The organism is Streptomyces sp. NPDC053427, assembly GCF_044544985.1.
Lineage (GTDB): Bacteria > Actinomycetota > Actinomycetes > Streptomycetales > Streptomycetaceae > Streptomyces.
Genome location: NZ_JBITYA010000016.1, coordinates 27424 through 47316, shown reverse-complemented (window position 1 = coordinate 47316; position 19893 = coordinate 27424). Strand labels below are relative to the sequence as shown.

The following is a 19893-nucleotide window of genomic DNA, read 5'->3' as shown; positions in this document are numbered from 1 at the left end:
GGTGACGCCGCGTGGGTGACAGCACGGTGTGGACTCTGGCGATCGCGGCGCTGACCGGTGGCACGGCGGTGCTCGCCAGTTGGGTCACCAGCCGCGGCAGCACCCAGGCCGCCCGGATACAGGCGGAGATCGCCGCGGGCGCACAGCGCGCCGAACGGCTCCGCGAGAGCCGCCGTGCGGCCTACCTGGAACTGATCGAACAGACGCATCTCCTGGGCGAGTTGTTCTGGGAAATATCCACCACGCTCCGCCTCCCGGATTCCGCGGACCGCGCCGCCGCTCTTGCCGCGCTGCACGATCGCGAGGTCGCCGAGTACGTGAAGATCCGCCGCTGCGCACGCGTCGTCGAGCTGGAAGGCCCTCCCAGGGCCGCCGAAGCGGCGCTCGCTCTGCAAAGAACGACAAGGCCTTTCTATGTGGCAGTCAAGGCCGGCCTTGACGGGGAACGCGACAGCCACGAGGCATTCGATGCTGCTTTCAGCCCTTTCTGGAAGGCGTTGGAAGACTTTGTGGACGCGGCCCGTGCCGCCCATCAGAGAGAGTGACGGCAGTGTGGGCAGGAAAGGCCCACGCCTCCGAGAAGCCCGTAGGCAGGCCGTTTTGGCGGCGGGGCGAATCCTCAATACGATCCGGCGATGATCATAAGAAAACGGCTGGCGGCCGGGGTGTGCGGGCTGCTCGCCGCCTTGGCCGTCGGGCTCCTTCCCGGATCCGCCGTAGCGGACGAGCCCGATGCGAAGCCCTCCCCCAAGGTCGAGTTGGTACTCGACGTCAGCGGTTCGATGCGGGCCCGCGACATCGACGGACAGTCGCGGATGTCCGCGGCGAAGCAGGCGTTCAACGAGGTGCTGGACGCGGTGCCGCACGAGGTGCAGCTCGGCATCCGTACCCTCGGCGCCAACTACCCGGGGGAGGACCGCAAGCGCGGCTGCAAGGACACCAAGCAGCTCTACCCGGTCGGCCCGCTCGACCGGACCGAGGCCAAGACGGCGGTGGCGACGCTCGCCCCCACCGGCTGGACGCCGATCGGCCCGGCCCTGCAGGGCGCGGCCGCCGACCTCAAGGGCGGCGACGCGACCCGCAGGATCGTCCTGATCACGGACGGCGAGGACACCTGCGCCCCGCTCGACCCCTGCGAAGTGGCGCGCGACATCGCCGCGCAGGGCATCCATCTCACCGTCGACACGCTCGGCCTGCTGCCGGACGCCAAGACCCGTAACCAGCTCAGCTGCATCGCCGAGGCCACCGGCGGGACGTACACCTCGGTGCAGCACACCAACGAACTGCGCAACCGCGTCCATCAGTTGGTGGACAGGGCCGCCCATCCGGTCGTCACTCCGGTGGCGACCAAGGGCGCGCAGCAGTGCGACGGTGCGCCCAAGCTCACCCCCGGTCTCTACAGCGACCGGGAGAAGTTCGCCGAGCACCGCTGGTACCGGGTGGACGTCCGGCCGGGGCAGGAGCTGCGGGCGTCGGTGAGCGTCGGCGCGGACCGCGCGGTCAACAACGACTACGGGGTCCTGCTGCGGGCCTCGACCCTCCATGGCCGGGAAATCGTGCGCGGGTCGGAAGCCGGCAGCGGGCGGACCGATGTGATCTCGTCCGGGCTGCGGTATCCGAAGTCGTCGGCCGACGCCGCCGACGGGGCGGACGAGCCCGCGGCGGAGACGGTGTGCCTGCAGGTCAGCAACTCCTTCTCGGCGCCGGCCTCGGTCAAGACCGAGCCCGGTCTGCCCGTCGAGCTGACCGTCGACCTGGTGGACGCGCCGCACGACGCCGCGGACGCGGCGTCCTTCGGCCTGGGACGCGGGTGGTGGCTGCTGGGCGCGCTGGTGCTGACCGGTCTGGTCGCCGGGCTGCTGTGGGGCTGGATCTCGCGCTGGCGCATTTCCGTCTGGAGGACCAACTGATGCGTGCCGTCGTAGTACCTGTGCCGAACGACCCTGCGGTGAGCGGTCGTCCGTCGAGCCGTCGCCTGCCGAGCGGGCGTGGGCCGGCCGGCCGGGCGCTGGCAGCCTGTGTGCTGGCGGGCGCCGCGCTGTTCGGTACGGCGGGCGCGGCCGCGGCGGACAGCCCTTCGCCCGATTCCCGCGCGAGTTCCGACGCCGAGGGGCCGACCGAGGCCGGTACGTCGTTCCGTACCGCGACCGCGATCAAGCCTGGCCAGCGGGCGACGGCCAGCGCCTCCACCGGTGACTACCTCTACTGGGTGGTCCCGGTGGACCAGGGACAGCGCGCCACGGTCACGGCCAAGGTGACGCTGCCCAAGGCCACCCGGCACGGCGCCGCCACCTGGCAGCTCGATGTGTACGACGGGCTGCGGCGCCGCCAGGCGTGCCGGTACGGGGCGCAGACCAAGGCGGCGGCGCCGGACGCGGGCTCCGTCGAGCTGTCCTGCGCCCTGCGTACGGTCCGCGGCTGGGCGGAGCCGTGGGCGAACGACCCGCTGCCGGGGAGCTACTACGTGCGGCTGACGGTCGTGGATCTGCCGCAGGCGGACCTCGGACTGCCGGTGCACGCCGAGGTCCGGGCCGATGCGGCCGAGGCCGGCGGTGGGCAGGCCGTTGACGGCTCCCTCGCCGCGCCGCTCGTACCGGGAGCGGGCGCCGCGACTCCGCAGGACGACGCGACGCCGCAGGACGAGGCGACGCCGCAGGACGAGGAGTCGTCCGGGACCGAGGCGAGCGCGTCGCCGGACCGGCCGACGGCGTCGGACGAACCGGACGGCGGCTGGTCCTCCGGCTGGTGGTCCGACCGCTGGGTCTGGACGGCGGTCGGCGGGCTGCTCGCGGCCCTGGCCGGGATCGGGGGCTATGCCCTGACCCGCGGCTCCGGCCGCCCGTCGCGGGTGCCGCCGGGCGCCTGACCCCCGCCGTACCCTGCGCGAAAGTGACCGCGGCCGCGCGCCGCGGTCACTTTCCTGCTTTCCCGCCTCTCCTTCCCGCCTTCCGCCTTCTCCTTCCCGCCTTCGGCGGCTGTCCGCGCTCGCCCGGCGCTCCCGGTGACCTGGGGCAGAGGGGAGGAGTGGCCCGGGCCGTGGGCCCGGAGGAAGGTAGAAGATGTGGAACGGAGCGAACCATGAAGGACGTCGTCACCGTCGGCCTGGACGGTACGCCGGAGTCGTTGTCCGCCGCACGGTGGGCGGCGCACGAGGCGCGGCTGCGGAACGCCCGGCTGCGGCTGCTGCACGCATGGGTGCTGCTGGCGCCGGAGCAGACCGCCGCCCCCTCCCCCGGCTCGCAGGACCAGAACTACTGGCCGCACCGGATCATGGCCGAGGCGCGGGAGACGGTACGGGCGCAGGAGCCGGATCTGCCGCTGGAGGAGGTCCTGGCGACCAAGGACCCGTTGGAGGCGCTCACGGCGGTCGCCGGGGAGTCGGACGCGATCATTCTCGGCTCCCGCGACCTGGGCCCGCTCTCCCGCTATGTGCTGGGCGAGACCGGACTGCAGATGGTGACGCGCACCGAGACCCCGGTCATCCTCGTACGGGCCCAGCACGCGACGGCGACCGGGCGTGACGGCGATGTGGTGGTCGGGCTGAGCCTGCACGAGCCGTGCGAGGCGCTGCTCGCGTTCGCCTTCGACAGCGCCGCACGCCGGGGTGTGACGCTGCGCGCCGTCCACGGCCAGCACCTGCCGGCGCATGCGTACAACCGCGGCGGCGGCGTGGAGCCGTATGCCGCGGAGGTGACGGCCGCGGACACGCGGCGGGAGCTGGACGAGGCGCTGCGGCCCTGGCGGGAGAAGTTCCCGGAGGTGCGGGTGGAGGCCCGGGTGGAGCTGGAGAGTCCGGCGCCGGCGCTGCTGCACGACGCCGCGGACGCCGGGCTGCTGGTCGTCGGGCGCCGGCACAAGCGCCGGCTGCTGGCGGCGCGCATCGGCCATGTGGTGCAGGCGGCCGTGCACCACGCGCCGTGTGCGGTGGCGGTGGTGCCGCACGAGTGACGGGGCCGACGGGAGGAAGCGGAGGCGGAGCATGGCTACGACAGCGGAGTGGGACATTCATCTGTACCTCTCCGAGGAGGACGGGACGACCAAGGCGCGGGTGGAGCTGGACACCGGCACCATCGCGCTCTCCGGGTACGGAATGGCCCGGTGCAACCCCGAGGACCTGGACGTACCGGTGATCGGGGACGAGCTGGCGGCCGGCCGCGCGCTGCACGACCTGGGCGCGAAGCTGATGCGGGTGGCCGACAACGACATGGCGAGCTTCGGTGCGGCGCCCCCCGGGCGCGGACCGCGGGAGGCGTACGGCTGGATGAACGAGATGGCGTGAGGGCCGAAAAGGCGTGAAGAGCACGAGGGTGTGAGGAGAGCACGGGGGCGTGCGGCGGCCACGGACGAGGGCCGGAGCCCGGTGGCCGCGGTGCGACCGCCGGGGGGCGGGCGGCGCGGGCCGCGGGGAAGGTGCAGCGCGTGGGCGACCACGGAACGACCGGCGGTGGCGACGGCCGGCGACGGCTGGACGGGCTGTCGACGGGGCTGCGAGAACGTCTGGACGCCGTGCTCAGCGGACCCGGGGCATCGGCGAATCTGCTGCTCGAAGCCGTGCTGTCGGTGGCGCACGGACTGGATCTGCCGCAGGTGCTGCACCGTATCGTCGAGGCCGCCGTCGTCGTCGTGGACGCCGAGTACGGCGCCCTGGGCGTGGTCGGCGAGGACACCGGGTTCGCCCAATTCCTGCCCGTGGGGGTCACCGCGGAGCAGGAGCGGGCCATCGGCGCGCTGCCGGCCGGGCACGGCATCCTGGGTGAGCTGATCCGGCATCCCAGGCCGCTGCGGCTGGCGGAGCTGTCCGACCACCCGTCGTCGTACGGATTCCCGCCCCACCACCCGCCGATGCACTCGTTCCTCGGGGTACCCATCAGGGTGCGCGACGAGGTGTTCGGCAATCTCTATCTGACCGAGAAACGGGGCGGCGGCGGGTTCGACGCCGAGGACGAGACGATGCTGTCGACGTTCGCGGTGGCGGCGGGGGTGGCCATCGAGAACGCCCGGTTGTACGGCGAGGCCCGCTCCCGGCAGCGGTGGCTGGAGGTCAACGGCGAGATCGTCGCCAGTCTGCTGTCCGGGGCGGACGAGATGCAGGTGCTGCGGCTGATCGTCGACCATGCGCGGGACATCCTCGCCGCGGATCTCGGCGTGGTGGCGCTGCCCGGCGAGGAGGGTTCGCTGCGGGTGGCGCTGGCGTCCGGAGTCGATGCCGAGGTGCATCAGGGGCTGGTGCTGCCCCGTGAGGGATCGTTCGTCGGCGCGACCCTCGCCGCCGGCAAGCCGCTGATCAGCCTCGATGTCGAGCACGATCCGAGGATCACGGCGGGTCCGCCGCGCTGGATGGGGCTGGGCCCGGCGGTTGCGGTCCCGATGGTGACCGGGGAGCGGGCCCGCGGCGTCCTGCTGCTGGCCAGGCTCCACCGGAGCGAGGCGTTCACCGAACCGGAGACCTCTCCGCTGCTGACGTTCGCCGGGCAGGCGGCGCTGGCGATGGAGCTGGCCGAGCAGCGCGCGGGCGCCGAACAGCTCGCCCTCTTCGAGGACCGCGACCGCATCGCCCGCGATCTGCACGATCTGGCGATCCAGCGGCTGTTCGCCACCGGTATGACGCTGCAGAGCGCGGTGCGGTTCGTGGACAGCCCGGAGGCGACGGAGCGGCTGCTGCGCGCGGTGGACGACCTCGACGAGACGATCAAGATCATCCGGTCCACCATCTTCGGGCTGCGCGCCCACGACCTGGGGCGGGCCGGCCACGGGCTGCGGGTGCGGACCGTCACGGCCGTGGAACAGGCGGCCCGCGCCCTGGGCTTCACCCCCTCGCTCCACATGGCCGGGCTGATCGACACCGATGTGCCCGCGCCCCTCGCGGAACATGTGGTGGCGGTACTCGCGGAGGCCCTGAGCAATGTCGCCCGGCATGCGCACGCCCGCTCGGCGGATGTGTCGCTGATCGTGCGCGGCGCCGCGCTGGCCTTGACCGTCACGGACGACGGGGTGGGCATCACCCGGGATGCCGGTCCCCGTAGCGGGCTGGGCAATCTCGCCCGCCGGGCCGAGTGCCTGGGCGGGACGCTGCGGACCGAGGCGCCGGAGCGGGGCGGCACCCGGCTGGTGTGGCGGGTGCCGCTGCCCCCGGACTGAGAACTCGGACCGAGGGCTCGGATCGAGACCTCGGGTAGAAACCTCGCGTAGGGACCTCGGACCGGGTGGCCGGGCGCCTCCCCGGCGGCCTGCTCAGAAGCGGCGCGGGCCGGAGTCGCACGGCGCCGCCCGGGTGGCGAGCACGGCCGCCTGGATCCGGCGCTCGACGCCGAGCTTGGCCAGCAGCCGGGAGATGTGGTTCTTGACCGTCTTCTCCGACAGGTAGAGCCGGTCACCGATCTGACGGTTCGTCATCCCCTCGCCGATCAGTCCGAGGATCTGCCGCTCGCGGGGCGAGAGCGCGGACAGGGCATCCGCCTCGGGCTCGGCATCGCCGTCCGCACCGCGCAGGCTGCTCATCAGCCGCGCGGTGGTCGCCGGGTCCAGCATCGAGCGGCCGGAGGCGACGATGCGTACGGCGGCCACCAGGTCCGCGCCCTTGATCTCCTTCAGGACGTACCCCGAGGCCCCGGCCATGATCGCGTCCAGCAGGGCGTCGTCGTCATCGAACGAGGTGAGCATCAGACATGCCAGGTCCGGCATCCGCGAGCGCAGCTCCCGGCACACCGTGATCCCGTCGCCGTCCGGCAGCCGCACGTCGAGCACCGCGACATCCGGGCGCAGCGCCGGGCCCCGGGCCAGCGCATGGCCGGCGGTACCGGCGTCACCGACCACCTCGATGTCGGGTTCCGCGTCGAGCAGGTCCTGCACCCCGCGCCGCACCACTTCATGATCGTCCAGCAGAAAGGCGCGGATCGGCCGCTGGGGTGAGAATTCCGGTGCCTCGCTCATCGTGCCCTCCACACCGTGCGCGGCAGCGCTCCCGCCGCATACGGCATCACTCCCATCGTCGCCCGCACCCCGCGGGCGCACCAGGGCCGAACGGGCAGACGCCCCCGCGCGGCGGCCGCCCGCCGCGCTCCCGGCAGGGCCGTTCGGCCCCTTAGCCCGGACCCCTGGGACGTGCCACGGTCGGTACACGGACCAAGGCGGTGGTGCGCGATGACGCTGCGGACGATGCCGGCGCGGCTCCGGCGCGGCCCGCTGCGGCGCGGCAGCGACGTGGCGGAGGCCTGGTTGGTGCTGGCCACCGCGCTGCTGATGGCCGTCGCGGCCCCGGCCGCGGGGGTGGCCGCGGCGAACGCGGTGGCCGGAGCCGCCGACCGGCAGAGCCAGGACCGGCACGGCGTGGCGGCCGTCCTGACCGAGAATCCGCCGGCCCGCATCGGAGCGGATCCCACCGGCGGTATCGGCGGCCGGATGCATACGACGGTGCGGTGGACCGCCGCCGATGGCACCTCCCGTACGGGAGAGACCACGGTCCCCGCGGGCCTGCGCGCCGGCGACCGGACCACGGCCTGGCTCGACGGGCGCGGTGCGCTGCTGCGGGACCCCGTCTCCCCGGGAGAAGCCACGGTCGAGAGCATCGCGAGCGGCACGGTGGCGGCGAGCGGCACCTGTCTGCTGCTGTTCGCCGCGGAGCGGGCCGGCGGAGCGCTGCTCACTCGCCGCCGCTACGCGCTGTGGGAGCGGGAGTGGGCGGCGGGCGATGCGCAGTGGGGGCACCGGGAGACGGGCTCATGACGGGGCCGCGTCCCGCCCCTTCGTCGTGCGGCGGACGGACCGGTGCGGGGCCCGCGGGCCGCCGCGGTCCGGTCCGACCGGCCCCCCGGGTGGGGCCGAAGGACCCCGGCCGCCCTGGCCCGACCGGCACTCCATCGAGGACGCGGAGCGTGTCTTGGATGAGACAACGGCCACGGGCCCGGACATCCGGACGGGCCGAGGACGAGGCGAGGACGAGGTGATGGCCATGCTGTGGCAGCCGGTGGACGGCACCGGGCGGCGCCGGACGAGCGCGCCCGTCCTCGTCCAGCTCCGCGGCGAACTGGACTTTCTCAGCGCCGCGCCGACGACCAGATATCTCGATCCCCTGACCACGGGTCCGCACCCCGACCTGGTGCTCGACCTGGCACGGCTGAGCTTCCTGGACTGCAGCGGCATCGGCGTGCTGTGCCGCGCCCGGCGCCGGGTCCGCGAACGCGGCGGCCGGCTGTCCCTGGTGATCACCGACCCCCGCTTCCTCCGGATCCTCGGGACGGTCGGCCTCGGCGACAGCTTCGATGTCCGCGACAGGGTGCCGGAGCCCGCCCGCCCGTCCGACGGCGAACCGCACCGGGCGCGCGATCACGGCCGTACGGAGCGCGGCAGGGTGTGACGACCGGGCCGGCCCGACGGATGATCACCGCGCCGACGGCTCCACCGGACCTGCCTCAGGGCCGCGGCCGCTCCAGGAGCGCTCGCGCGGCCCGGGTGTGCGGATGTCCGGGCCCGAAGGCGCCGTCGCAGGCCCGTACCGCCTCCTCGGCCAGCGTCCGCGCCTCGTCCCATGTCACCTTCTCCGGGCGGGGGTTCGTGCCCACCGTACGGTCCAGGAAACGCACCACCGGCGCCGGAAACATCCCCACGCGCCGCGACCGGCTCGCGCCCTCCTCGCACAGCGAGCGGACGAGCCCGGTCATCACCTGCGCATGCGCGAGGCGGAGCAGGGCGTCCTCCCGCGGGCGGGACCGGTCCAGTTCCGCCCGGTCCTGGTAGCTGAGGACGTCCTGGACCAGCCCGAGCGCCTCGTGCCACAGCCGCCGGCGGCCCAGCACGCGGGCCCGGTGCAGCTGAGCGAGCAGGTACGCCGGATGCGGCGCCCCCAGAACCCGCCAGCGCAGCCCGCCGGCCGCGAACAGCAGCCGCTCGCACTCCGCGTAGCGGCGCAGCCCGTACAGGGCATCGGCCAGGGCGTGCTGTACATCGGCGACGTCCGCGAGCGCATGGCAGTCGGCCGAGGAGAGCCCACCGGTGAACGGGCCCGCGGGGTCTCCGCGGAGCATCTCGGCGATGGACGGGCCGGTGTGCCCGGTCAGCGACAGCCTGCACCCCTCTGCCGCCCGCTCCGCCTGTGCGAGCACCGGGCGCAGTACGGCCTCCGCCTCGCCGAAGTCGCCGCAGCCGGACCGGATCCGGCCGAGCGCCAGGCCGTCGGCGAGCGCCGCCCCGGCGGCCGGCTCCGCGATCCGTACGGCGAACGGCAGCGCCTCCGCGTACCACCCACGGCTTTCGTACGCGTCCCGTAGCCGGCGCGCGGCGGCCCGCGCCGGATCGCCGCCGGACCGCCAGAGCAGTGCCGTCACGTGCGGGGCGAGCAGGTCCGGCACCGGGCCGTCCGGCGACCGCAGCAGGGCGTGGTCCAGCAGCGCCGCGGCGTACACGGACAGCCGGGTGCGCTGGTCGTCCGTCAGTTCCCGGGCGGACGCGGCGAGCGCCGCCGGGTCCGCCCGTACGCACGGGACGTCCCCCGCGGCCTCCGGCAGCGCGCGCAGCTCGGCGCTCACCCGCTCCGCGGGCAGCTCCGGCATCCGGACGGCGGCGACGGCCTCGGGAGACAGGACGGACACCGGAAGCGGGGCGTCGGCGCAGCACGCCAGCAGATGGAGCAGGGACAGCCGCGCCGCCGGGGCCGGGGAGGCGGACTCCGCCCGATAGGTGAGGTGCAGATCACGGGCGGCCTGATAGACCCGGGCCGTGTCCTGCGCATCGGCCCGGAGAGAGGCCCGGGGCGCCTCCTCGTCCGTCAACCCTGCACCCGCATGTCCCGTCCCGCCTGGTAGATCCGGGCGTTGCCCGTCGCGTGGGCCTGCAACTGCACGCCGCCTGCGGCGCTTTCCGGCGGCAGCGCGCCGCGCGCCGCATCCAGAATGCGCTGGAGTTCGTCGACGGCGGACGGATCGTCGCGCAGCACCCGCAGCAGCCGTCGCTGCCACTCGCCGGCCAGTTCCCGCTCCGTGTCCGCCCCGGCCTCGCCCTCGTCCCGTGCCTCGACGAGTTCGGTACGGGCCTCGTCCAGGTCCCGCCCGACGGCGTCGGCGTCCGCGGGCCGCAGCCGTCGCCACAACGCGACCACCCCGTCCCGGGCCTGCGTCCAGGCCTCGGTGACCATCAGCCCGACCAGCGCCGTGCCCGCACTGCCAAGCACCGGATCCATCGCTCCACCGCCCCGTATCGACAACCACCGAACTCGTAGTCTGCAATGCCCGGTTGGCTTCGCTCAAGCCTCGATGGCCGCCGGGCACGCCCGTACCGGCGGGCGCCGGGCGAGGGGCGGCCGGGCGCTACGGGGCCGTACGGGCGACCCCGGAAATGCGCCCTGATCGGGTGGGCCGCTTCCCCGGAATGCGCAATTGGGTGCGAGTTTCCCGAAGTGCATTCCTTGACTTGACGATCGGGCTCCGTCTGATTCCTTTTCTTCCAGCCGATTTCCGGCCGATTTCTTTCGCCGATTCCGCGGTCGCCTCGACCTGGCATGCGGTCGGCGCATCAACTCCGCCGCACGGCCCCCAAAACGTTTCACCAACCGTTGGCCAGTGCGCCCGCCGCGCGTTTATCCTGCTCAAACTCCCCTGGAGGTCCGGAGTGATCAGCGGCGGATCCCCGGGCGTAGGGGCTGATGGGCTGATTCGTGCTGTTCCGAACCGTCCTCTGAGAGGCGAAGCGATGGATGGGTGCCGCCATGATGAACCGCGTCTTGTCGGAGCGGACGGCGCCCGGCTCGAACTGCTCGAAGCGGCCATTGCGGCGGGCAACCTGGACGAGGTGGAACTGCTGCGGCTGGCGCTCCAGCAGGCGCTTTCGGCGGCGGGCGGGCTGGCGGGCGTAGCGCATCTGGGCGGAGCGGCGACCGGGGAGCTGAAGCTGGCGGCGCTGGGCGGGCTGCCGCTGGACGTGGCGCGGCCCTGGGAATCCCTCGCGGTGGACGGGCCGGCCGCGCCGGCCCGGGCGGTCCGGGAGAACCGCGCCGTATGGGTCGCGGCGGACCCGGAAGGCGGCCCCGCCGCCGGGGACACGCCGGAGGTCCTCGCCGGGATCGGGGCGGCGGGCGTGCTGGCGCTGCCGCTGCCCGGGGCGAACGGCCCGATAGGGACGCTGTCGCTGTTCGGTCTCGAAACCCCCGCCGAGGACCGGCTGGCGTTCCTGTCCCGGCTGGCCGGGACGACCGGGCAGGCGCTCGACCGGACGGACGCACCCAGCACGCGGCTGCTCCCCTGGTGGTCCGGCTCCGGCTCGCGGCTGCGGGAGGCCATGGCGGGCATCCGCGTCGCCACCTGGGAATGGGACCTGGTCACCGGTGAACTCCTGCTGGACGAGGCCGCGTTGGAGACGATCGCGGGTGTCGCCGGGCTCTACGAGTGGGACAACCGCATCGAGACCTGGATGCAGCGGGTGCACCCCGACGACCTGCCGGGGGTGCTGTCCGCGATCGAACACGCGATCGCGGAGCACGAGGTGTACTCGGTGGAGTACCGGGTGCGCTCGCTCGACGGCCGGATCGGCTGGGTCGAGCTGCGCGGGCACACCACCTACGCGCCGGACGGCACACCGCTGCGGATGACCGGCACCGGCTGGGACACCACCGCCACCCGGATGACCGAGCAGGTGGTCACCCGCGTCCTGGGCCATATGCCGGACGCCTTCTTGATCGTGGACCCCGCGGACTGGCGGGTGCTGTACGCCAACTCGCAGGCCGAGCTGCTGGGGTCGGCGCCGGTGGAGCTGGTCGGGCGGGCGCCGTGGGACGCGGTGCCCGACCTGAAGGAGCGCGGCCTTCAGGAGCATTTCGAGGAAGCGGTACGCAGCGACCGTCCGCTGACGGCCGTCATCCAGGTCGGGGAGACCTGGCAGCGGCTGCGGCTGGTGGTCGTGGAGCCGTACCTCGTGGTCTATGTGGCGGATGTGACCGCGGAGGTGGATGCCGAGCGGGCCGCCGCGGAGCGGGCCCGCCGCATCGGCGCCCTGACCGAGGCGCTGGCCCAGGCGCTGACGACGCAGGACGTGGTCGATGCGGTGGCGGCCCAGATCCTTGCGCCGTTCGGTGCCAACGGCGTCCTGGTGCACGCCATGACCGAGGGCCGGCTGCGCCTGGTGGGTGCGGTCGGCTACCCGGACGGGCTCCTGGACCGGCTGCGCCGGCGGGACACCACCGCGCTGCTCGCCGACCGCTCGCCCCGCTTCCTGCACTCCGCGCAGGAGTTCGGCCGGCGCTACCCGGGACTGGCCGAGCTCGCGCAGTGCGGCGGCGCGCAGGCGTGGGCGGTGCTGCCGCTGACCGCCAGCGGCCATCAGGTCGGCAGCTGCCTCCTGGCCTTCGACCGGCCGCACCCCTTCAGCAGCGACAACGGCGGCCTGCTGATCGCGCTGAGCGGGCTGGTGGCCCAGGCTCTGGAGCGGGCGCGGCTGTACGACAGCGAGCACAACCGGGCCCGCCAGCTCCAGCAGCACCTGCTGCCCTCCCTGCTGCCGGACCTGCCGGCGCTGAGTGCCGCGGCCCGGTACCGCCCGGCCGGTGACCACAACGAGGTGGGCGGCGACTGGTACGACACCATCCCGCTGTCCGCGGAGCGGGTCGCCCTGGTGATCGGTGACGTGATGGGCCACGGGCTGCGCGAGGCCATCACCATGAGCCGGCTGCGCACCGCCGTATCGACGCTCTCCACGCTGGACCATCCGCCCGAGGAGATGCTCGCCCACCTCAACGACGTCGCGGGCGAACTCGGCGACGACCAGTACGTGACCTGCCTCTACGCGGTCTACGACCCCACCACGGGAGTGTGCACGCTCGCCAGCGCGGGGCACCCGCCGCCGGCCGTCGTCCACCCCGGCCAAAAGCCCTACTTCGCCGACGTCCCGGTGGGCCCGCCGCTGGGCACCGCCCAGATGCCGTACCGGAGCACCCGGATCACGTTGCCGGAGGGCAGCCTGCTGGTGCTCTACACCGACGGCTTGCTGAGCGCGCCCGACGCGGACCCCGACGCGGGACTGCACGAACTCTCCGGCGTCCTCGAGGCGTCCGCCCGGGAGCGGGACGGCGCGCCCGCAGCGGGCTCCCGTGACGACGTCGCCTGGCTGGAAGGCCTCTGTGACACCGTTACACGGGAGCTGCCGCGCCCCGCCGGGCACCATGCGGACGACGCCGCCGTCCTGGCCGCGCGGGCGCGCCGCCTTCCGGACGGCGATGTCGCCTCCTGGGATCTGCCCTTCGAGCCGTCCTCCGCGGGCACCGCCCGCAAGCTGATCCGTGGTCAGCTGACCGAGTGGGGCCTGGCGGACCTCGTCATGACCACCGAGCTCATCGTCAGCGAGCTGATCGGCAACACCGTCCGGCACGCCACCGGCCCCGTCGGCCTCCGCCTGATCCGCGGCACCACCCTGACCTGCGAGGTCTACGACGGCAGCCAGTCGGCCCCGCGCGTCCGCCACGCCGCCCTGATGGACGAGAGCGGCCGCGGGCTGCAGCTCGTCGGCGCCATGACCCACCGCTGGGGTACCCGCTACACCAGCTCGGGGAGCAAGACGCTCTGGACGGAGCAGCTGATCCCCTGACGCCGGACGACGGCCCGCCGCCCGGCCCCGTCGTCGAGCCCTCCTTTTCCCAGGCGCCCCCGGGGCGACGCTGCCCATGCCCATGCCCGTGCGGGTGCGGACGCAGGCCCCGTCGACGCTCACCGGGACCGGACTCCGTCGGCTGTGACGCGCCGCGATCCGCTGCGCTGCGGGGCTCCCCGCCCGCCGACCACGCTCATCTCGTGCGCGCTCGTGCGGCGCCACGCGGCACGTCCGGCGCACACTCACCGATTCGAGTAGGCCGCGTGCTCCGGTTGGCGCCGGTGCATATGCGGGTGGACCGATTCGCTGCTCGGCTGGCATCGCAAGCCGTACACCGGCTGCCTTTGGTGTGCCCTTGCCTCTTTTCCGACTTCAGTCAGCGTGCGGTGAAGCGGAATTCGCCTGCGCGCAGCCCTCCGGACAGGGAGAACAGTGACCACTACCTCCGTACGGCCGACGTCCGTTTTGGACATCGAGCAGATCCCCGTACCGCCCTTGCACCGCAGCACCCACCCCCGCGCCGTCGAACCGTCCCAGAAGCACCGCATCACGCGCCGCGGCATTCCCTACGGCTCCCTCACCACTCCGCGGCGCCTCGCCGCGCACCCCCCGCTGCAGAAGAAGGGCTGACGACGCCGTGGACAACGACATCCGCACACGGAGCAACGGCGTCGAGCGCGCCCATGCGAAGACCTATCAGCAACTCGCCCGCGAACTCCTGCTGGTCGGCCCGGAGCCGGCCAATGAGGACCTCAAGCTGCGCTATCTCGACGTATTGATCGACAAGGGGCTGCAGCCGCCCGCCGCACGCAAGCGCGTACTGATCGTCGGAGCGGGCATCGCCGGCCTGGTCGCCGGCACGCTGCTGACCCGCGCCGGGCACGAGGTGACGATCCTGGAGGCCAATGCCAACCGGGTGGGCGGCCGGATCAAGACCTTCCACGCCGAGAAGGGCCGTAAGCCGCCGTTCACCGATCCCGCGCAGTACGCGGAGGCCGGGGCCATGCGGCTGCCCAGCTTCCATCCGCTGACGCTCGGGCTGATCGACAAACTCGGGCTGAAGCGACGGCTGTTCTTCAACGTCGACATCGATCCGACGACGGGCAATCAGGAGGCGCGGGTACCGCCCGTGGTCTACCGCTCGTTCAAGGACGGCAAGGTGTGGACGAACGGCGACCCCAGCCCCGAGTTCAAGGAGCCGGCCAAGCGCAACCAGACCTGGATCCGCACCAACCGGGAACAGGTCCGGCGCGCCCAGTACGCCACCGACCCGTCCGGGATCAACGAGGGCTTCCATCTGACCGGCTGCGAATCCCGGCTGACCGTCTCGGAGATGGTCCACCAGGCGCTGGAGCCGGTGCGCGACTACTACTCCGTACTGCAGGGCGACGGGAAACGGCTTCCCAAGCCCTTCAAGGAGTGGCTGGACGGCTGGGCCGACGTCATCCGCGACTTCGACGGCTTCTCGATGGGCCGCTTCCTGCGCGAGTACGCCGGGTTCAGCGACGAGGCCATCGAGGCCATCGGCACGGTCGAGAACATGACCTCGCGGCTGCATCTCGCCTTCTTCCACAGCTTCCTGGGGCGCAGCGACATCGACCCGGCCGCCACGTACTGGGAGATCGAGGGCGGCAGCCGCAAGCTTCCGGAGGCGCTCGCCAAGGACCTGCGCGACCAGCTCGTGATGGGCCAGCGGATGGTCCGGCTGGAGTACTACGACCCGGGCCGCGACGGCTCGCACGGCAGGCTCGCCGGTCCGGGCGGGCCCGCGGTCGCGATCCAGACCGTGCCCGAGAACGACCCGTACGGCGAGATGCAGACCTGGACCGGTGACCTGGCGATCATCACCATCCCGTTCTCCAGCCTGCGCTTCACCGCCGTGACGCCGCCGTTCTCGTACAAGAAGCGCCGCGCCGTCATCGAGACGCACTACGACCAGGCCACCAAGGTGCTGCTGGAGTTCTCGCGCCGCTGGTGGGAGTTCACCGAGGCGGACTGGAAGCGGGAACTCGACGACATCGAACCCGGCCTGTACGCGTTCTACCAGCACTGGGGGGAGGACCAGGCCGAGGCCGCGATGGCCGTGCCGAAGGGCCTGCGGGACCTGCCCACCGGGCTGCTCGGCGCGCATCCGAGCGTGGACGAGACGCGGATCAGCCAGAAGCAGGTGGACTACCTCCGCAACTCCTCGCTGCCCGCCGGCGTGCGGCCGGCCACCCACGCCTACGGCGGCGGCTCCACCACCGACAACCCCAACCGCTTCATGTACTACCCCTCGCACCCCGTCCCCGGGAGCCCGGGAGGGGTGGTGCTGGCCGGCTACTCCTGGTCGGACGACGCCGCGCGCTGGGACTCCCTGGAGGACCACGAGCGCTACGGCTACGCGCTGCGCAATCTCCAGTCGGTGCACGGCCGCCGCATCGAGGTCTTCTACACCGGTGCGGGCCAGACCCAGAGCTGGCTGCGCGACCCGTACGCCTGCGGCGAGGCGGCGGTCTACACCCCGCACCAGATGACCAGCTTCCACCTCGACGTGGTGCGGCCCGAAGGACCGGTCCACTTCGCCGGTGAGCATGTGTCGCTGAAGCACGCCTGGATCGAAGGCGCGGTGGAGACGGCCGTACGGGCCGCCATCGCCGTCCACGAGTCCCCCGCGGCGGGCGAGAGCGCCGCCGATGCGCCGGCCGAGGCGTCCCGCGGGCGCCGGGCGGCATCGTCCGACAAGCCGCGAGAGGGAGCACTGACGTCATGAGCAGCACAAAGACCTGCACGGTGGCCGAGTACCTGGCCATCCGGCTGGAACAGCTCGGCATCACCCATCTGTTCGGCGTCCCGGGCAATCACCTCGGCCCGTTCCTGTCGACGCTGCACGAGAAGACGAAGGTCCGCTGGGTCGGCACCCCGACCGAGGGCGGTGCGGGCCAGGCCGCGGACGGCTATGCCCGGGTGAAGGTCGCCGATGCCGAGATCGCGCTCGGCGAGCAGGGCATCGGCGCGGTCGCGGTCACCTACGGCGTGGGCGCGTTCAATCTGCTCAATGCGATCGGCGGCGCCTACACCGAGTACGTACCGCTGATCGCGATCAACGCGGCCCCCACGTACGAGCAGTGGCTGAACCAGCGGGCAATCGGCCTGCTCACCTCCCATATGTCCCAGCGCCCGGAGAGCAACCTGGACGTCTACCGCCAGGTGACGGTGGACGCCCAAACCCTGTCCAACCCGGGCCTGGCCCCCGGCCAGATCGACGGCGCCCTCACCGCCTGCCTGTCCCACCGCCGGCCGGTCTACCTGGAGGTGATGGAGGACGTCTGGGAGGCCCGGTGTCCCGCACCGCGCGGCCGGCTCTCGCGACGGGAGCGCCCGCTCACCCCGCAGAACGAGCGCATGCTCGCGGCGGCGGTCGCGGCGTGCGTGAAGCTGGTGCACGACCACGGGAACAAGCCGATCCTGTGGGCCGGCGAGGAGATCGACCGCTTCAACCTGGCCGCGGAATTCGAGCAGCTGGTGCGCGACACCCGCATCCCGTACTGCACCACCGTCGGGGCCAAGTCCGTCATCTCCGAGTACACCCCCGGCTTCTCCGGCGTCTACAACGGCAAGGCCAGCCAGCCGGGCGTGGCCGAGGCCTTCCACAAAGCCGGCTGCCGCATCGGGCTGGGCTCCTGGGCGACCTCGAAGAACCTCGGCGGCATGAGGTCGATCGGCGACGACTGGGCGGTCGCCGCCCACGAGGGGGTGCATGTCGGCGCCTCGTACTTCCCTGACGTACAGCTCGCCCAGTTCCTCCCCGCGCTGCGCGAGGCCTTCGTCGAGGAGTTCGGGGCGGGCGCCTTCGCCGCCGACTACTTCGCCGACGCGCACAAGGCGGGCCTCGACGTCCCCGGCAGCACCGACGCCTATCTGACGTCCCTGATCGGCGGCCCCTACCCCGAGATCGTGACGTACGACAGCCTCTTCCGGCACCTCAGCGCCTTCCTCGAGGCACAGGTCACCGACGGCCCCGGAGAGCGCACCACCCCGTTCACGGTGCTCAGCGACGCGGCGTTCGCGCTGATCGGCTCGATGAATCTGCGGATGCCGGAGCGCGCCTCGTACGTGGCGCAGAACAGCTGGCTGTCCATCGGCTACTCGGTCGGCGCGGCCACCGGCGTGGCGCTGGGCCGGAGCCACGCCCGCAAACGCCCCCTGGTCTTCGTCGGCGACGGCTCGTTCCAGGAGACCTGCCAGGAGATGTCCACCCACGTCCGGCACGGGCTGCGCCCGGTGGTGTTCGTCCTGGACAACGCGGGCTTCTACGGCATCGAGCAGATGCTCGTCCACCCCTGCTACTACAAGGACGGCGTGCCCGACTCCGACGGCGCCGACTTCTACAACGAGCTGCATCCCTGGCGCTACGACAAGCTCGCGGAGGTCTTCGGCTCCGAGAAAGACCCGATGACGGGCGTCGCCGTCCGCAAGCACAACGAACTCGCCGCCCTGCTGGGGCAGATCGCGGATCCCACCGACCCGATCAACCAGGGCCCGATCGTCGTACGGGTGTCGCTGGAGCGGCACGACTACCCCGAGGCGCTCCGGTACAAGATCACCGAGAACTGTCCGCCGCGCGCCGGCGTCTCTTCGGAAGGAACAGCGCGATGACCCCGAACGGAAAGCAGTCGGCGCCGGTGAAAGCCCCCGTCGGCGACTCCGCCAAGGCGCTGCGGCACGCCATGAGCGGTCTGTCCGGGCCCCAGGCCACCGGATGGACCGGCGCCATGGAGTCCGGCGGGGCGCCGGGCGAGGGCGTGGAGGTACTGATCCTGGGCGCCGGCGTCGCGGGCCTGACCGCCGCGTACGAGCTCAGCGTCCTCGGCTACGAGGTCACCGTCCTGGAGGCGCAGAACCGCGTCGGCGGCCGCAACCGCACCGCCCGCAAGGGCGACACGCTCTACGAGCTCGACGAACACGGCATCCCCAGGCTCACGCACACCTGCGCATTCGACGACGAGCTGTACCTCAACCTCGGGCCCGGCCGGATCCCGTACCACCACCGGCGGGTGCTCAAGTACTGCCGGGACTTCGGCGTGGAGCTGGAGCCGTACGTCATGGAGACCACGGCGAACCTCGTCCGCTCGCCCGATGCGCCCGTGACCTGGCCCAACCGCCGGGTGGCGAACGACACCCGCGGCTACCTCGCGGAGAAGCTCGCCGAGAACCTGCTCAGCCTCGACACCTTCACCGGTGAACTGCGCGATCTGCTCCGGGCGTTCGGCGCCCTGGACACCAACGGCAAATACCGCGGCTCCACCCGCTCGGGCTATCTCAGCCTCCCCGAGATCGGGGAGTTCCCCGTACCGGCCCCGCCGCTGTCCTTCGAGGACCTGGTGAACTCGGGCTTCTGGAGGGCCCGCTTCTACCAACCGGTCGACTACCTCTGGCAGGGCACGATGTTCCAGCCGATCGGCGGCATGGACCATATCGTCAAGGCCCTGGCCCGCGAGGCCAAGCGGGCCGGCGCGACCATTGTGCTGGGCGCCGAGGTGGTCGACATCGAGATCACCGAGGAGGACGGAACCGGCGTCGAGGTCGGCTACCGCAAGGGCGGCGTCGACTACTCCGCCAAGGCCCGGTACTGCGTCAGCAACATCCCGTTCCCGGTGCTCCGCGACATCGAGCAGACCAACTTCTCGGACGCATTCCGCCAGGCGATCCGCACCGTGAAATTCGAGAAGACCTGCAAGGTCGGCTGGCAGGCCAACCAGCGGTTCTGGGAGGGCGACCTCGACCGCACCTACGAGACCGAGGGGATCTACGGCGGCATCAGCTGGACCGGCCACAACATCACCCAGCTGTGGTACCCGTCCCACGACTACTTCTCCGACAAGGGAACCCTGACCGGCGCCTACAACTTCCAGAAGGCGGCCGACACCCTCGGAGGCCTGGCTCCCGACAAGCGCCTGAAGCTGGCCCGCGAAGGCGCCATCGAACTGCACCCCGAATTCAAGGACAAGAAACTCGTCCCCGACGACAAGGGCGTCACCATCGCCTGGCACAAGGTGCCCTACCAGCTGGGCGGCTGGGCGGCCTGGAAGCCGGAGGACGAGGAGCACAAGAAGGCCTACCGGCAACTGCTCCAGCCCGAAGGCCACGACGCGTTCTACGTCACCGGCGATCAGATCTCCCCGCTGCCCGGCTGGCAGGAGGGCGCCATGATGTCGGCGCAGTACATCGTCCAGCAGATCCTCGGCATCATGCCGCTGAGCGCACCCGAGGAGGTCGCGGTACCCGACTCGGTCGCCCTGACGCAGGGCCTGCACTGACGACCGGGAGGGGCGAACGGGCACCGGC

Annotated in this window: 16 protein-coding genes; 13 read left to right on the top strand and 3 right to left on the bottom strand. The window is 72.4% G+C overall.

All coding sequences use genetic code 11. From position 1 onward, the window contains the following. The first annotated feature begins 11 nt into the window (after positions 1 to 11). The 6 genes from ACIGWZ_RS35515 to ACIGWZ_RS35490 all read left to right on the top strand — a co-directional run bounded on the left by ACIGWZ_RS35515 (position 12) and on the right by ACIGWZ_RS35490 (position 6138). Complete coding sequence (locus tag ACIGWZ_RS35515) at positions 12 to 545, top strand: hypothetical protein (RefSeq protein WP_400071467.1); 534 nt, start codon at positions 12 to 14, stop codon at positions 543 to 545. Positions 546 to 635: 90 nt separating this feature from the next. Then, a complete protein-coding gene (locus tag ACIGWZ_RS35510) occupies positions 636 to 1910 on the top strand; it encodes a VWA domain-containing protein (RefSeq protein WP_400071465.1) in 1275 nt (424 codons plus the stop codon). Next, positions 1910 to 2866, top strand: a complete 957-nt coding sequence (locus ACIGWZ_RS35505) for a hypothetical protein (RefSeq protein ID WP_400071463.1) — start codon at positions 1910 to 1912, stop codon at positions 2864 to 2866. The genes ACIGWZ_RS35510 and ACIGWZ_RS35505 overlap by 1 nt, the downstream gene beginning before the upstream one ends. 212 nt (positions 2867 to 3078) lie before the next feature. After that, complete coding sequence (locus ACIGWZ_RS35500) at positions 3079 to 3948, top strand: universal stress protein (RefSeq protein ID WP_400071461.1); 870 nt, start codon at positions 3079 to 3081, stop codon at positions 3946 to 3948. A 31-nt stretch (positions 3949 to 3979) separates the two neighbouring features. Beyond that, the gene (locus ACIGWZ_RS35495; RefSeq protein ID WP_400071459.1) at positions 3980 to 4279 is read left to right on the top strand and encodes a dsRBD fold-containing protein; all 300 of its coding nucleotides are present in this window, start codon (positions 3980 to 3982) and stop codon (positions 4277 to 4279) included. Positions 4280 to 4419: 140 nt separating this feature from the next. Continuing rightward, entirely contained in the window at positions 4420 to 6138 is a 1719-nt protein-coding gene (locus tag ACIGWZ_RS35490) for a GAF domain-containing sensor histidine kinase (RefSeq protein WP_400071457.1), read from the top strand. 93 nt (positions 6139 to 6231) lie between these two features. Here ACIGWZ_RS35490 and ACIGWZ_RS35485 read toward each other — a convergent pair whose 3' ends face one another. After that, the gene (locus ACIGWZ_RS35485; protein ID WP_400071456.1) at positions 6232 to 6930 is read right to left on the bottom strand and encodes a response regulator; all 699 of its coding nucleotides are present in this window, start codon (positions 6928 to 6930) and stop codon (positions 6232 to 6234) included. A 210-nt stretch (positions 6931 to 7140) separates the two neighbouring features. Between ACIGWZ_RS35485 and ACIGWZ_RS35480 the strand changes: the two genes are divergently transcribed. Both ACIGWZ_RS35480 and ACIGWZ_RS35475 read left to right on the top strand, forming a co-directional pair. Further along, the gene (locus ACIGWZ_RS35480; protein ID WP_400071454.1) at positions 7141 to 7722 is read left to right on the top strand and encodes a hypothetical protein; all 582 of its coding nucleotides are present in this window, start codon (positions 7141 to 7143) and stop codon (positions 7720 to 7722) included. Positions 7723 to 7876: 154 nt separating this feature from the next. Continuing rightward, positions 7877 to 8353, top strand: a complete 477-nt coding sequence (locus ACIGWZ_RS35475) for an STAS domain-containing protein (protein ID WP_400071452.1) — start codon at positions 7877 to 7879, stop codon at positions 8351 to 8353. A gap of 55 nt (positions 8354 to 8408) precedes the next feature. Here ACIGWZ_RS35475 and ACIGWZ_RS35470 read toward each other — a convergent pair whose 3' ends face one another. Together ACIGWZ_RS35470 and ACIGWZ_RS35465 are read right to left on the bottom strand one after the other, a co-directional pair. Next, positions 8409 to 9764 (bottom strand): hypothetical protein, encoded by a 1356-nt coding sequence (locus ACIGWZ_RS35470; RefSeq protein WP_400071450.1) that lies wholly within the window; start codon positions 9762 to 9764, stop codon positions 8409 to 8411. Continuing rightward, a complete protein-coding gene (locus tag ACIGWZ_RS35465) occupies positions 9761 to 10171 on the bottom strand; it encodes a hypothetical protein (protein WP_400071448.1) in 411 nt (136 codons plus the stop codon). Before ACIGWZ_RS35465 ends, ACIGWZ_RS35470 begins: the two co-directional genes overlap by 4 nt. A gap of 509 nt (positions 10172 to 10680) precedes the next feature. Between ACIGWZ_RS35465 and ACIGWZ_RS35460 the strand changes: the two genes are divergently transcribed. From ACIGWZ_RS35460 to ACIGWZ_RS35440, 5 genes are all read left to right on the top strand, one after another. Beyond that, complete coding sequence (locus ACIGWZ_RS35460; protein WP_400071446.1) at positions 10681 to 13563, top strand: SpoIIE family protein phosphatase; 2883 nt, start codon at positions 10681 to 10683, stop codon at positions 13561 to 13563. A 435-nt stretch (positions 13564 to 13998) separates the two neighbouring features. After that, a complete protein-coding gene (locus ACIGWZ_RS35455; protein WP_400071444.1) occupies positions 13999 to 14196 on the top strand; it encodes a hypothetical protein in 198 nt (65 codons plus the stop codon). Positions 14197 to 14203: 7 nt separating this feature from the next. After that, positions 14204 to 16318 carry a flavin monoamine oxidase family protein gene (locus tag ACIGWZ_RS35450; RefSeq protein WP_400071442.1) on the top strand — a complete coding sequence of 705 codons (2115 nt, stop codon included), beginning with the start codon at positions 14204 to 14206 and terminating at the stop codon, positions 16316 to 16318. After that, positions 16315 to 18204, top strand: a complete 1890-nt coding sequence (locus ACIGWZ_RS35445; protein WP_400071440.1) for an alpha-keto acid decarboxylase family protein — start codon at positions 16315 to 16317, stop codon at positions 18202 to 18204. The genes ACIGWZ_RS35450 and ACIGWZ_RS35445 overlap by 4 nt, the downstream gene beginning before the upstream one ends. Continuing rightward, a complete protein-coding gene (locus tag ACIGWZ_RS35440) occupies positions 18201 to 19865 on the top strand; it encodes a flavin monoamine oxidase family protein (protein ID WP_400071438.1) in 1665 nt (554 codons plus the stop codon). The genes ACIGWZ_RS35445 and ACIGWZ_RS35440 overlap by 4 nt, the downstream gene beginning before the upstream one ends. Positions 19866 to 19893 lie beyond the last annotated feature (28 nt).